At 58.2% G+C, this 13,541-nt stretch carries 11 protein-coding genes; 6 read left to right on the top strand and 5 right to left on the bottom strand.

The features are described 5' to 3' along the window. Positions 1-89: 89 nt before the first annotated feature. On the bottom strand, positions 90-668 hold the full coding sequence (locus IB266_RS06010; RefSeq protein ID WP_192260544.1) for an NADPH-dependent FMN reductase: 579 nt from the start codon (positions 666-668) through the stop codon (positions 90-92). Next, a complete protein-coding gene (locus tag IB266_RS06005; protein ID WP_192260543.1) occupies positions 669-3,077 on the bottom strand; it encodes an efflux RND transporter permease subunit in 2,409 nt (802 codons plus the stop codon). It lies immediately after the preceding gene. A gap of 165 nt (positions 3,078-3,242) precedes the next feature. Between IB266_RS06005 and IB266_RS06000 the strand changes: the two genes are divergently transcribed. Then, a complete protein-coding gene (locus tag IB266_RS06000) occupies positions 3,243-3,944 on the top strand; it encodes a hypothetical protein (protein WP_192260809.1) in 702 nt (233 codons plus the stop codon). A gap of 164 nt (positions 3,945-4,108) precedes the next feature. Further along, complete coding sequence (locus IB266_RS05995; protein WP_192260542.1) at positions 4,109-5,380, top strand: hypothetical protein; 1,272 nt, start codon at positions 4,109-4,111, stop codon at positions 5,378-5,380. A 785-nt stretch (positions 5,381-6,165) separates the two neighbouring features. Here IB266_RS05995 and IB266_RS05990 read toward each other — a convergent pair. The 3 genes from IB266_RS05990 to IB266_RS05980 all read right to left on the bottom strand — a co-directional run bounded on the left by IB266_RS05990 (position 6,166) and on the right by IB266_RS05980 (position 9,353). Then, positions 6,166-7,284 carry a PQQ-dependent sugar dehydrogenase gene (locus IB266_RS05990; RefSeq protein ID WP_192260541.1) on the bottom strand — a complete coding sequence of 373 codons (1,119 nt, stop codon included), beginning with the start codon at positions 7,282-7,284 and terminating at the stop codon, positions 6,166-6,168. Positions 7,285-7,698: 414 nt separating this feature from the next. Next, a complete protein-coding gene (locus IB266_RS05985; RefSeq protein WP_060742991.1) occupies positions 7,699-8,277 on the bottom strand; it encodes a cytochrome b in 579 nt (192 codons plus the stop codon). Further along, entirely contained in the window at positions 8,274-9,353 is a 1,080-nt protein-coding gene (locus tag IB266_RS05980) for a catalase family peroxidase (RefSeq protein WP_192260540.1), read from the bottom strand. Before IB266_RS05980 ends, IB266_RS05985 begins: the two co-directional genes overlap by 4 nt. 201 nt (positions 9,354-9,554) lie before the next feature. On the opposite strand from IB266_RS05980, the gene IB266_RS31070 reads away from it, so the two are divergent. The 4 genes from IB266_RS31070 to IB266_RS05965 all read left to right on the top strand — a co-directional run bounded on the left by IB266_RS31070 (position 9,555) and on the right by IB266_RS05965 (position 13,510). Beyond that, positions 9,555-9,887, top strand: a complete 333-nt coding sequence (locus tag IB266_RS31070) for a hypothetical protein (protein WP_412548292.1) — start codon at positions 9,555-9,557, stop codon at positions 9,885-9,887. Positions 9,888-10,866: 979 nt separating this feature from the next. Continuing rightward, positions 10,867-11,841: an alpha/beta hydrolase gene (locus tag IB266_RS05975; protein ID WP_192260539.1), complete on the top strand. Its 975-nt coding sequence runs from the start codon at positions 10,867-10,869 to the stop codon at positions 11,839-11,841. 256 nt (positions 11,842-12,097) lie between these two features. Further along, positions 12,098-12,661, top strand: a complete 564-nt coding sequence (locus IB266_RS05970; RefSeq protein ID WP_318646577.1) for a cyclophilin-like fold protein — start codon at positions 12,098-12,100, stop codon at positions 12,659-12,661. A gap of 105 nt (positions 12,662-12,766) precedes the next feature. Further along, a complete protein-coding gene (locus IB266_RS05965; protein WP_060742995.1) occupies positions 12,767-13,510 on the top strand; it encodes an SDR family oxidoreductase in 744 nt (247 codons plus the stop codon). Positions 13,511-13,541: the final 31 nt, after the last annotated feature.

Below are 13,541 nucleotides of genomic sequence, written 5' to 3'. Positions count from 1 at the left end.
TTAACCCCCTGAGCCCTCCCACCGCCACAGCCCCTCGGAGGTCTGGGCACTGACCATCCCCCTAAGTCCGGACTCGCTTCCAGCGGGCATCAAGAGCAACGTGAACGTCCCCTCATAGGTGCGTTAGCGATCTGCGTGATCAACACGCCAACTCCATCCAATAAAAAAGCCCGGGCTGATTCGTCCCGTAGCTGCCCCTGATCTATTTTGCCGGTCACGTTACCGATCACGATCTGCGGATAAACGACCTGCAGCGCCTGGATCGCCCAGAGCGTTTCATTGAGCTGTTGATGCGCGCGCACCCCACCCGTGAACGCCGGCGAGGCAGTGAAACTCAATACCGGGCAGCCCTGCAGTACCGATTTCCCATGAGGACGGGACAACCAGTCCAGCGCATTTTTCAACACGCCGGACATACCGTGGTTGTATTCCGGCGAGCCGATCACTAACCCATCGGCCGCCGCCACAGCAGCGCGCAAGGCAATCACGGCCGGTGGTGGATGGGCGCCATCGTCATCCTCGTTATACGGCGGGACATTGTTCAATTCGTGGAGCGTCAACTGCACATATTCAGGCAATCGTTCGGCCACCGTACGCAGGATCGCCGTATGGGCCGACTCTTGGCGCAAACTGCCGGACAAGCCCAGGAGGTTTATCGTTGTGGTCATTTAAATACTCACGGTCTGTGGCTTGGGCTTGAGGAGAAAATGCGCGAGCGCAGGCACCAGGATCAGCGCCCCCACCATGTTCCAGACGAACATGAAGCCCAGCAAAATGCCCATGTCGGCCTGGAACTTGATCGGCGACAGTACCCAAGTGGTCACGGCCACCCCCAAGGTAATCCCGCTCATCACCACCACCTTGCCGGTGGATAACAGCGCCAGGTAATAGGCATCCGACAGGCTGGAACCATTGCGCAGGTTGGCAAGCGTCACGCTGAGGATGTAGAGCGCGTAATCCACACCGATTCCCACCCCCAAGGCGATCACTGGCAGGGTCGCCACTTTTACACCAATGTTGAGCCCCACCATCAAGGCTTCGCACAGCACGGACGTGAGCATCAACGGCAACACCGTACAGACCACGGCTCGCCAGGACCTGAAGGTGATGAAACACAGGGCAATGACCGCTGCGTACACCATGAACAACATCTGCACATTCGAACGTTTCACGACGATGTTGGTGGCCGCCTCGATACCGGCATTACCCGCCGCGTTCAGGAACTGAATCTGATCGCTGTCATGGCTTGCCGCGAACTGTTCGACCGTCTGCACCACGCGGGTGAGCGTATCGGCCTTGTGGTCCGTCAAGTAGACATACACGGTCAGCAGATCGCAGTTCTGGTTGAACAACTCCCGCGGTGCACGAGTGATGATCGCGTTCAATAGCCCCTGGTTACGCGGTATCTCGTACCAAGTCATGCTGCCCTCGTTCATCCCGGCCGCGGCCTGTTTGCTCAGTGCCGCCAGGGAGGTGGTGGACACCACGCCCGGCAACTGTTGCAACTGCGCCTCCAGTGCATCCACCGTTACCAACGTCTGGTAATTGGCGCAAAAGTACTGCGGGGTCTTGACCATCACCACGTACTTGTCGCTGCTGGCGGAGAAGTTGCTGACCATGAAGCGGTTGTCGGTGTTGTAGCGCGACTCAGGACGCAACTCCGGTGCTCCAGGATTCAAGTCGCCAATCTTGACGTGAAGACTGATGGCAAAGCCCAGCGCACCCAGCACCACGCCGATGAAGATTGCGCCGCTGGCCCATTTGCGTTCGGTGAAGCGATCCAGGAAAGCCCAGAGCGGATGCCGGGCGTGATGAGCGTCCAACTTGGAAAACCGGTCGTTGGCCGCTTCCCGTTGCGCCGCCACGTTGCTCACGCCGGTGTATGACAACAGGATCGGCAGCAGGATCAGGTTGGTAAAAATCAGCGTCAGTACACCGACCGTCGCGGTAACGGCCAAGTCCTGGATCACCGGGATCTTGATGATCATCAACACTGCAAAGCCCACGGCGTCCGCCACCAGCGCCATCAACCCGGTTAAAAACAGCCGGCGAAAGGTAAAGCGCGCCGCTACCAGCTTGTCGGCACCGCGTCCGATGTCTTGCATGATGCCGTTCATTTTTTGGGCGCCATGGCTCAAGCCGATGGCAAACACCAGGAACGGAACCAGGATGGAATACGGATCCAGGTCGAACCCCAGTGTCGGCAGCAAACCCAGCAACCAGACCACCGCGATGATCGAGCACAGCAGCACCAGCACCGTGCTACGCACACAACGGGTGTACCAGAACAACACGAGCCCGCAGATCACCAAGGTCGCGGCGAAGAACAGCTGCATCTGCCGCATGCCGTCCATCAAGTCCCCCACGACCTTGGCGAAACCGGTGATGTGAATCTGGATGTTCTGGTTTTCGTACTTGGTCCGAATCTGTTCGAGTCGGTTTGACAGTGCGTTGTAATCCAGTGGGGTACCGTCATCCGAGGCGCTTTCCTGAAGCGGCAGGAGCACGATGCTGGACTTGAAATTGGAGGCCACGAGCCGCCCCACCTCGCCCGACCGTTCGATGTTCTGCTGCACCTGTTCCAGGCTGCTGGCTGACCCATCGTAATCGTCCGGGATGACATGACCGCCATCGAAACCCTCCTCGGTCACGCCGATCCAGCGCGTGGCCGGCGTCCACAAGGACTTCATGTAGGAGCGGTCGACACCGGGGAGCAAAAACACTTCATCGTTGATCTTCTTGACCGTTTCCAAGTACTCGGCACTGAAAATGCTGCCCTGTCTGGCCTCGATCGCAATCCGCAATGTGTTACCGCCCTCCCCCAACTGACTGCGGTTTTGCAGATAGTTCTGCACATAGGGGTGATCCGTCGGGATCATTTTTTCAAAGGCGGCATTGAGCTTCAGACTCAACGCCTGATAGCCGAGCACCAGGCTGAGCAGCACGCAGATGCCCAAGACGATGCTGCGATGATTGAACAACAATCGCTCGACCAGGGTCCCGGAAGCAGGATCAAAGGCAGGCGATGCAAGTGCAGGCGAGTGTTCGGCAGAGTGCGTACTTGATAACCGTCCCATCACTCCGTGCGATCGCCCGCCGGCCTATGCAGAAATCTTGCTGTCGGTCAGACAGCGGAGCTAATTTTTAAACCGAACCGGCCGATACTAGCCGGCGGCCGGCCAAAAAACGCCAGGCAGTTTGTCTAGACCATCCCCCAACAGCTGATGCAAGAAGGCCAATCTGTGTACCTACATCGTTGGAGCTACACCCTATTAACTTGTCTGTTGCCACAGTTAAGCTTGGCCAGCACACTGCATATAGATCCTCGTGCCGAGAGTCTTTACCAAGAAGCGGTCCCGTACCTACTACAAGCGAATAACAAGCTCGAAGCAGTGACAGCTGATACCCCAACAACAAGCGAAGAGGAGAGGCAGCGCTCCCTAACCCTAGCCGAAGAAGGAGGCGCGCTACTCAAACCTGCCTTTACTTTGCTTGAACAAGCAGCGGCCCTTGATCATCCCGTAGCCCAATATCGTCTCGGATTGATTTACGCGATGCTGTCTCCGAGCGAAGTGATCAAAGAGAAAGCTTGCCCCTTGTTCGAACGAAGCCTCGCCCAAGGCTTCGCTCCGCCAGCACTTGAAATTGCCTCCTGGTGCTTGGCGTTTACCGATACGCCCGAGTACCAAAAAGCCTTGCAGGCCATAGAAACCAGCATTCCACTCTACGAAAAGTATTTTCCACAGCCAGTTGTCCGGCTTGAATGCAAGCCTGAGGAACCTGTGGGCTTCGCCATGCAATGGGGCAACGGTCGTGATTATCAAGCTGAAATCTACCGTCTACAGGGCGACAGCAATCGTGCGCGCCGCTTGGAGTATTACCAGAAGGCTATCGATACCAATGACTGTTACAAGGCCAAACGACGCATGGAATATCTTAAATAGTCCCCCGCCTATTACTGGCTCCAATGCATGACGGTTGCGTCAGAGACAAGGACGAGGCCGTGGGACCTTTTGCGCTCCTTCCGCTCTCCAGGAAAGCTCGCGCCCACTGGTTGAACTATTCCCCCTGCTGACACAATGCGTGTGTTATCCAAGGAGGAGATACAATGGATAGTAAATCTGCTGTTGCACCTACAGAAAATCACCTCAAGGAAATGCTGAGTTATTGGAAAGCATCTGGAATCCAGTCATTTTCCCTTAGCGAAGCGCTCCGCTGGTGTGCCACGCACTATCCCGACACATCCCCCCTGCGCTTCGGCGCCCTCCTCCGCGACGCGGCAGCCAATCGCAAGCGCGATAGGCAACTAGTCTCCGATCTGGTGTGGCAGCTCAACAAGGAAAACTTCATCCCCTACGATCCAGCCGTCGACCCTGCGCCGGGAAGTCGTGACGCCGCCGCCTGGGTCATTCGCCTTGCTCTGCAGGAACGTCTGGATGTCGTTCAAGGTGAGATCCTCGATCAGTACTGTGCGCTCCTAGCCACAGCCATCGAATATCAAAAGCACCCAAACAAGACATCTCAGGAAATAGCTGATGGCCTAGCAGGTCTGCTTCGCGCGGACAATATTGAGGAGTTTCTCGCGCAGATATCGGAACTGGGAGCAGCGGAGTATTTCAGGAAAATCCATCCAGAGGGGTTCGCAAACCATGTTCCGAATCCGGGCCGTTCGAGCACCGGCCCGGATAAGAATTTCGACTTCACGTTCCAAGCCGAGGGCATTCGCTTCAACGTCGAAGTGAAAGCGTTCTCCAAGGCCTTCTCTACAGACGACGAAGGAGGCGCGAAATACTTCTTGCCAGAGCCGATCAAACAGCAGCTCTACGACGTCGGTATCGAAATGAAAGCTACCCTTGCCCCTACTATCGGTCGTTTTCTTGGAGACGCGAATTGCCAGTTGCTGCGCCGTGACAATGACATGAACGTCGTATTACTTTGCTGCAACGATCCGGATGAATACGCTGATGTCATGGAAAGTCTGCACGGGCCCTATGGCCTAATCAGAGCTTCCAGGGCTGCGGGTAACAGCCCCCAGCTACCCAACTCGGTCATCCCCAATCTGTCGCTAATGACCAATATCGATGCCGTGGTGGTCTGCCTGACAGGCTTCCTTCACTCGGGCATCGTCAATACCTTGCGATTCAGCCGGGCCTACAAGCTAGATGGCTTACGTCTCACAGATCCCGAGCACGCCTGGGACTTTCGCTTCACCTTCCCATGTGGATTCTGGCTGCACCGTCCCCCAGCGGAACAGCTACGCGAGGCTAGCCTCCACAAGGTCTTCAACTCGCACCTCTCGCTGCTACTGACCTACTACAAACAGCACGACAAGGATTGGCAGGCCGCGGTCTTCTCGCTGATCAATCACAAACGGTCTTGATGCGAAGACGACGCGTAGCGGCCAAGACAGCTTTCGGCCGAAAGCAGCCTGTCGACATGAGCGCAGGCACTTCTCAGGCAAAAAAAAAAGCCACTCATCTGAGTGGCTTTTTTCTGAATCTTGGAGCGGGAAACGAGACTCGTATCTGGCGTCCGACCCATTGAAATCTAAGGGGTTTCTTTTCTTGCCCGAGCAGGAAAAGACTTAATTCTGGACTTGTTCTTTGGGAGGATCAAGAGCCAACCATGAATGAAAAGTCAGTGCTCTGAGCCAATCTTCGTCTTTTTTCAGTAGCGCTTGTAAATCCGGAGAAAGCAGCATCGGTGAAAAAGCACTGACATGCGTGTTTTCCGGCCCGAGCAACCCCTTGGATTACAAGTCACGCGGATGTTGTCAAGGACACGGTGGCTTTTATGGGGGCATTCAGTTTTTGGTCAGGTGTCTCGTATTGTCGCCGCGTCGTTGTTTAATAGAGTTCGGGGGCCGATTGGCAATACTGGCAGGGCGCATGACCATTACGTACGACTTTCTCTCTGTGAAACTGTCGAGTTGACGGCCTCTTTGTTACCCTGAATGGGCTTCTCGCTTCTGTTTCCAGCGCTGGTGTCGAGATCCTGAAACACATTTCCCCACAGAACCGACCTGGCTGGTATCGTTCTCGACGATCAGCTTGGTATCGCCGAGCTCCTCCTTGGGAGGCGACGAGCGCAAGCCGTCGAAGAGGTTGCGGGCAGGCGTCGCGGCTTGCCGACGCTGCAGCTGCGCAATGCCTACCCTGATGGGGCTCAGCGCGGCTGAAGACGCAGCAGTTTGCCATCCTGTTCGTCGGTGAGCACGTAGAGCAGGCCGTCAGGGCCCTGCCTGACATCCCGAACGCGGGCATGCCCGTCCTCCAGCAACTTGTGCTCGGCCACGACCTTACCGTCTTTCAGTTCGATACGGTCGAGGTAACCGAACTTGAGCGAACCGACGAAGAGATTGCCCTTCCATGCCGGCCCATAACGGTCGCTAGTCAGGAAGGCCATGCCGGACGGCGCGATCGAGGGCACCCAATAATGCAGCGGCTGCTCCATGCCGTCCTTGGCGGTCAGGCCGTCGCCAATCTTCCCGCCGCCATAGTTTTCGCCGTAGGTTATGACCGGCCAACCGTAGTTGCGACCCGCCAGCGGAACGTTGATCTCGTCGCCGCCCTGCGGACCGTGATCGTTCATCCAGAGGCGGCCGTCCGGACCGAGCGTAGCGCCCTGGCTATTGCGATGGCCATAGCTCCAGATCTCTGGCAAGGCACCGGGGCGGCCGACGAAAGGGTTGTCGGTCGGCACCACGCCGTCCTTCTGGATGCGCACCACTTTGCCCAAGTGGTTATCGAGCTCCTGCGCATCCTCCTTCCGGCTGTAACGCTCCCCCAACGTGACGAAAAGCGTCCCGTCCTTCGCCTCGACGATGCGGCAGCCGAAATGCGCGGAGCTGCTCACTTTCGGTCGCTGACTGAAAATCACCTGCAGGTTGTCGAGACGCACCATGTTGCTCGACAGCGTCGCGCGTGCCACTGCCGTGCTATTGCCCGCGCCACCAGCAGCCGGTTCGGAAAAGCAGAAGTAGACCATGCGATTCACGTCGAAAGCACTGTCGGTCACCACATCCAGCAGCCCGCCCTGCCCGCCTGCCGCGATCGCCGGCAGCCCCTCAACCGGCGGGCCGATGCTCCCATCGGCACCAACCACCCGAAGCCGTCCCGGCCGTTCTGTCACCAAGTAGCGATGTGCCGGCAGAAAGGCCACTGCCCAGGGATTCTCTAATCCGGTTGCCACCCGCTCAGCCCGCACCTCGGCGGCCAGCGCGCTGGCAGCAAAACCCATGGCAAGAAATGCTGGGACCAGAACCCACTCAAGTTTCAGATTCATGTCTGTTCCAATGGTTGATTTGACAGCCGCTAGCACACCCTACGAAGAAAGATATAAATTAGTAAATCTGTGCGCTACGCATGTGCATCCAGATATTTCTCTGCTTTTGCGATCCCGTTAATGCGCCGAAGTTTCTGCATCGTGAAGACGCCCCCCTGCGTCCGAACGCCAATGGCGGGAGGCTTCGACGCCAGGTGTTTAGGCACGGCGCCTCAAGTCGGCGGCTCGCTGAACTTGGCGACGAACGTCTCTATGAAGCTCGGTGATCCGGCGAGGGTCAGCGTCACTTCGTGCCAGCCTCCCAGCTCGACGGTCACTGCAGGTCGTGGTCCCACACTACACGCCTACTGAGGTATTTCATCTCGCCCCACCGAGAACGCGTGCGCCACCGCGCCCGTGGTAACGGAGCCTGCGTCAGTCAGCGCACTTGGTCACGACCCTGCCGTCGACCGACGGATGTACCGGGAATGGCGCCATGGCCTCGAACACGCCGTCGCGTCGCACCAGCGCGTGGAACAGAGCGGCCCCGAGGTGCAGCAGGATCAGCGCGAAGAAGCAGAACGAGAGGAACTTATGAGCGTTCCACAGCCGGCTGTGCAGGCCGGCGTCGGGCGACACGATGGCGGGCAGATGCAGCCCGGCGACGAGCACCGGGTAGTCCGCCGCCGACAACATGGCCCAACCAAGCAAGGGCATCGCGAGCATCAGCACATAGAACGCGACATGCGAGAGTTTGGCGGCGAGCTTCATCGGCTCGGGCATGTCACGCGGCAACGGCGGCGCACCAAGGCGCCAGCGGACGATCAGACGCAGCACCGCGAGCACGAGGATCGCAATACCCAACGGCTTGTGGATCGAGACCAGCATCAAGTACGCGGGCGTGATCGTCGAGACCATGCCGACGCCGATGAACAGCATCGCGAGGATGCAGATCGCCATGCCCCAATGAAGCGCCCGCTGCAACGGCGCGAATTGCTGGTTGACTTGGCTCATGGCTTGGCTCCGGCGGTGGTGGTGGTGATGGACGGGGTGCGCGGATAGTCTTTTTCTTCGGCGGTCCGGCGGTTGTACGAGACCGAATAAGCGGCCGAACGTGCGGCGGGGAAAGGGTCGTCGGATGTGCGCATGCCAGCCGGCAGCACGGTGGGATCGAAGTTGATGTCGCGGCATGAGCCATCGGCCTCGGGCTCAATCTTCGTCACCGACAGGGTGCCGACGCCGACGCTGCGGCGATCTTCCGGCCAAGCCTTGCTCGGGTCGGAGGTCGGGTCGCCCGGGCCGGCGACCATGACCGTCATAGCCCAGCGCTGCGTAGCCTTCGCGACGCGCTCGGTGATGTCGGCCAGCAGGAAATCGGGCTCGCGCTTCTTGAGTTCGTCGCTCGAGACCGGCACAGGTATGGCGGCCGGCTTAAAGGACCAGCGCACGGCTTGGTCTTGGCCCTGCGCGTTAGTGAAGACGAAGCTGTTGATGCCGTTGTAGCGGTCTTCGGCGTACGAGCTGGTGAACGGCGCGCTGCCAGCCCACTGGCTAAACGCGCCGATCTCGGGGTGCGCAGTGGCGAAGTTCTTCAACGCATCCGGATGGCTCTTGTCGGCGGAAGCCACCTGCAAATCGTAGAAAGCCTGCGGCGTCGCGACCGGGAAGAACGGCGCATTGATCATCGCGGAGCGCCACTCCTGGCCGTCGGGCGTTCGGATGCGCAGGCTCAGGGAGCGCACGCGCGCCGTGCCATCGGGCGCTTTGAGGTCGGGCGAGGCGAGATTGAAGCGGCCGGTCACGGGATAGGTGCCGGCGGCGAACATCTGTGCCTTGGACAAATCGCTGCCCGCGCCGTTGGCCTCGAAGGTACCGGTGAAGCAGATACCCTTGGCATGGGCGCGGCGGAAACCGAGAGCCGGTCCGGCGGGCGGCGCCAGCACCTCGACGATCTTGGTCGGCGTGAGGCGCGCGGGTGTCAACCAACCGGCTGTGTATGCGAACGCGGCGCCGACGGCGACAACCACCGCCGCGATCAGTACGAGCGGCCCTAGAAAAGACTTATTGGAGTGAGGATGTCGCTCGTTCATCGAAATTTCTTCCGGAGTGCGGGGTGGAGAGTTCTGTAACGAATTTAACGCTTTACTCAAAACCTTGTGCGAAGTCGCTACGGCGCTGAAGACTTCTATACGCACCGACCAGCAACGTTACGTTGCCGCCGGCCGCGCGGCGAAGAAGCAGTACAAGTGGCGACGATCCTATTCCCCCAAGCAAAACTGCACAGCGAGGTGATGGTGAATCTGCATCCGGGCTCCAGAGTGATGCTCTGCGACGCGTTTTGTCTGCCCCCTCAACGGGGTGCCGGCTTCTTTGATTTCTACCGTGCCGACCTGGAAGTACGCTGGCCGGAGATAATCTTGGCGCTTAATGGGCAAGATATACTGCGGCATATGCCGGGTGTCAGTCATGCCTTCCAAGCGCTGGCGACGTTTATGCTCGTAGATCAGGGCTTGCCTGTCGAAGCGCCGAAAAGTGCCTGCGCATGCCCTTCCCCACTCATCCCGGTCTGGGGGTCAGCGCATTGCCCAACGATTGCGGGGCAGCAATCACTCTCTTATCGTTAATCTAAAGCTCCATAACTCTCTAGCCATCTTGGCTCTAAAAAGCACTATTAACGGCGCATCGCGTAATGGCTACCTATACATGGTTTGAAAATATCACGAGCTTAGTGGGCTCAATCATGCAGCCACGTGCTAGGCCCTATGAATAAAAGCACGCAATGCAAGAAATCACCGCGCTTCGATGGCACATCAACACAGTGATTTAGTGCCCGCTCAACTACGAGCGAGCACGACTCACAACTAAGCAACATGCTTGAGACGATTACCGTTACCGATTCAGGGCTTGCATTTTTTCTTTTGGAAAAACCTGCCAGCCCACAATCTGGATGAAGTATTACTGTTCGGCCAGCGGCTAATTTTTCAAATGGTCTCTTGCCCCTACAGACCTGAAGAACGGGTTTAGAAGCAGCTTCCGCAGGAAGCGCCGGAACGGAAACAGAGGTTGTGATCTCTCTTTCGACGCAGCCCAACAAGCCTTGACCAAACAAGCTTTCACGTCCGTTAAGCCTGGCGGATGTCCTCTACAAGGTCTCCTCCATCGCCTGTCCCAGACCGAGTCACTCGAATCGGCGACCAACGCAGCCTGCGGCGGGTTTTCCGCCGGTCATATAGCAAGGCTGAGCTGATGCAGGCGGACCGAATACTTCCATGTACGGGACTCGATGATCAATGGTCATCGCAGCGTGGTGATATGTCATTCGAACAAGCATGAATTCATCGGGATAGGTTTCCATTTCGAACCGCCTGGGACTTGGGGGCGCGATTATCCAATAGCGTGCATAGATGCTTGCAATTTCATGGGATGTTTTGGGGCAGGGACTGGCATACATTAGTTGGCAAAGCCAATCCCGACGCGCGACGCCATTTGCGAAACGAATATTCCTCATGAAAAGTCTATGACGCCTACGCCGACGACAAGCCCTGCTGCTCGACGGGTATTCAGGCTGGCAGGAACAATCTCAACTACATGTAAGGCAAGCACATGCAACTGACACAGGAATGGGACAAGACTTTCGCCAAGAGCGACAAGGTGGACCATAAGAAGATCACCTTCACGAACCGCTATGGCATCACCCTGGCGGGCGACCTGTACCAACCGAAGAGCGCCAGCGCAAAGCTGGCAGCTATTGTCGTCTGTGGCCCGTTCGGCGCGGTAAAGGAGCAGTCCTCCGGGCTCTATGCGCAAACCATGGCCGAGCGCGGCTTTGTCACGCTGGCCTTCGATGCATCCTACACCGGGGAAAGCAGCGGTGAGCCGCGCAACGTCGCCTCACCAGACATCAACACCGAGGACGTAAGCGCGGCAGTTGATGCTCTCAGCCTGCAACCCTCCGTTGATCGCGAACGGATTGGCGTCATCGGCATCTGCGGTTGGGGTGGCATGGCGCTGAATGCCGTGGCCTTGGATAAGCGCGTCAAGGCGGTTGTCGCCAGCACCATGTACGACATGACCCGCGTCATGTCCAAGGGCTACAACGATAGCGTAACCCTCGAACAGCGCACGCAAGGGCTCGAACAACTGAGCGCACAACGTTGGGTCGACGCGGAAAATGGTGCCCCTGCTTACCAGCCCCCCTACAACGAACTGAGGGGTGGTGAAGCGCAGTTCATGGTCGATTATCACGATTACTACAGCACGACCCGCGGACACCATCCGCGCGCGGTCAACTCGGGCAACTCCTGGACGGTCACTACACCGCTGTCGTTCATGAACATGCCGATCCTGACCTACATCGCGGAAATTTCTCCACGCCCGGTCCTGTTCATCCATGGTGAAAACGCCCACTCGCGCTACTTCAGCGAAACCGCCTACGCGGCCGCGGCGCAGCCAAAAGAGCTGATGATCATTCCAGAGGCCAGCCACACCGATCTGTACGATCGTGTGGACGTGATTCCTTTCGACAAGCTGACGACCTTCTTCACGCAGCACCTGGCCACGGTGGCAGGCGCCGCTTGACGCATTGAAGCGGCCGCATCCTGGCGAGCGAAATGCCACGATGCGGCTGAACTGGCTGGCGCGCCCTACGGTATGGACTCATGCCACTCAACACTTCTGACTTTCCAGTGGGGATCGCAACCAGAACTGGCAATAGACCACTCGCTGAGGGGCATTAGCGCCATATTGCTGCGCGAATTCGCGCTCGAAACCTACGAGTTCACGTGCAGGCGCGGCAACGCGTCTGGCCCATTTTCCGCATTGCAAGGAGAACAACATGCAGAGCAAACACGTTGACGTCGGTGCAGGCGGCACTCTCTCCTCTCTTGGCGCTGCAAGCCGTAGGCATTCCTGGCACCGGCGGGCCATGCGACAGCTTGGAATGCCGCTGGTTCTCCTTGCACTGTGCAGCGGCCATCCCGCCCACGCCGCCAGCACTGCGCTGCCCGTGGCCGCGGAGCAGGATATCACTCAAGCACCCAATAAATCGGATGAATCACGCCTGTGGATGACCGTCGGGGAACGTCGCTTCGCCATCACCCTTGCCAACAACGAGGCCACTCGCGCATTCGCTGCCACGCTGCCGCTGACACTGGACATGGAGGACCTCCACGGAAACGAGAAGAAAAAAGAACTGCCTGAAGCGCTGCCCACCAGTGAGAGCCGGCCCGGCACGATCCGCAACGGAGACCTTATGCTTTGGGGATCGCGCACCGTGGTCATCTTTTACAAGACCTTCGACTCAGCTTACTCATACACCCGTCTGGGCCGCGTGGACGATCCGACTGGCATGGCCCAAGCGCTCGGCAGTGGCGATGTTCGGGTGATGTTTTCCCAATAGCAGCGTGCGCTGACAAAGTAGTCCCCACGCGCTCAACACCGACCTGAAATACCGCGTCATCGTCTGCTGCATCTCCTTCGCAGCCCGAATCCAGAGAGAGAGATCATGATCAAAGACAAAGTAGTCATCATTACCGGCGCATCGTCCGGAATCGGCGAGGCAACCGCCAAGCTGCTCGCGAGCAAGGGCGCAAAAATCGTGCTCGGCGCCCGTCGAGAAGACAAGCTCAAGCAGATCGCGGACGAGATTCTCCTGAACGGAGGCCAAGTGGTCTATCAAGCGCTGGACGTGACCAAGCAAGAGGACAACAACAGCATCGTCCGCCTGGCCAAAGAAAGGTTCGGTCGCGTGGACGTGATTTTCCTGAATGCAGGGCTGATGCCAAACTCCCCCCTGTCCGCACTGAAGACCGAAGACTGGCACCAAATGATAGATGTCAACGTCAAGGGCGTTTTGAATGGTGTGGCAGCGGTGCTACCCGAGTTCCTGGCACAGAAGGCTGGGCACGTCATCACTACCTCGTCGGTGGCGGGACTAAAGGCCTATCCGGGCGGCGCCGTCTATGGCGGGACGAAGTGGTTCGTTCGCGACTTCATGGAGGTGCTGCGCATGGAATCCGCCATGGAAGGCAATAACATCCGCACCGCGACGATCTACCCGGCCGCCGTCAAGACGGAACTGCTGGCGACGATCAGCGATAAGCTGGCGCTTGACCAGATGCAGGACATCTATGACAAGTACGGCATTTCTCCAGACCGAATCGCCAACATCGTCGCCTTCGCGATCGACCAGCCCGATGACACGACAATCAACGAGTTCACAGTTGGCCCTGCGAACCAGCCTTGGTGAGTGCATTGCATTCACGCAAGGCGTCCGACAG

The organism is Pseudomonas sp. Pdm06, assembly GCF_014851795.1.
In the GTDB taxonomy this organism is placed as follows: Bacteria; Pseudomonadota; Gammaproteobacteria; order Pseudomonadales; family Pseudomonadaceae; genus Aquipseudomonas; species Aquipseudomonas fluorescens_AA.
Note: the sequence above shows the minus strand (reverse complement) of the source record. Positions and strands in the feature narration are given on the sequence as shown.

Coding starts and splice junctions, on each gene's coding strand:
- IB266_RS06010 (WP_192260544.1), bottom strand. CDS start 668: ATGACCACAACGATAAACCTCCTGGGCTTGTCCGGCAGTTTGCGCCAA.
- IB266_RS06005 (WP_192260543.1), bottom strand. CDS start 3,077: ATGGGACGGTTATCAAGTACGCACTCTGCCGAACACTCGCCTGCACTT.
- IB266_RS05995 (WP_192260542.1), top strand. CDS start 4,109: ATGGATAGTAAATCTGCTGTTGCACCTACAGAAAATCACCTCAAGGAA.
- IB266_RS05990 (WP_192260541.1), bottom strand. CDS start 7,284: ATGAATCTGAAACTTGAGTGGGTTCTGGTCCCAGCATTTCTTGCCATG.
- IB266_RS05985 (WP_060742991.1), bottom strand. CDS start 8,277: ATGAGCCAAGTCAACCAGCAATTCGCGCCGTTGCAGCGGGCGCTTCAT.
- IB266_RS05980 (WP_192260540.1), bottom strand. CDS start 9,353: ATGAACGAGCGACATCCTCACTCCAATAAGTCTTTTCTAGGGCCGCTC.
- IB266_RS31070 (WP_412548292.1), top strand. CDS start 9,555: ATGGTGAATCTGCATCCGGGCTCCAGAGTGATGCTCTGCGACGCGTTT.
- IB266_RS05975 (WP_192260539.1), top strand. CDS start 10,867: ATGCAACTGACACAGGAATGGGACAAGACTTTCGCCAAGAGCGACAAG.
- IB266_RS05970 (WP_318646577.1), top strand. CDS start 12,098: ATGCAGAGCAAACACGTTGACGTCGGTGCAGGCGGCACTCTCTCCTCT.
- IB266_RS05965 (WP_060742995.1), top strand. CDS start 12,767: ATGATCAAAGACAAAGTAGTCATCATTACCGGCGCATCGTCCGGAATC.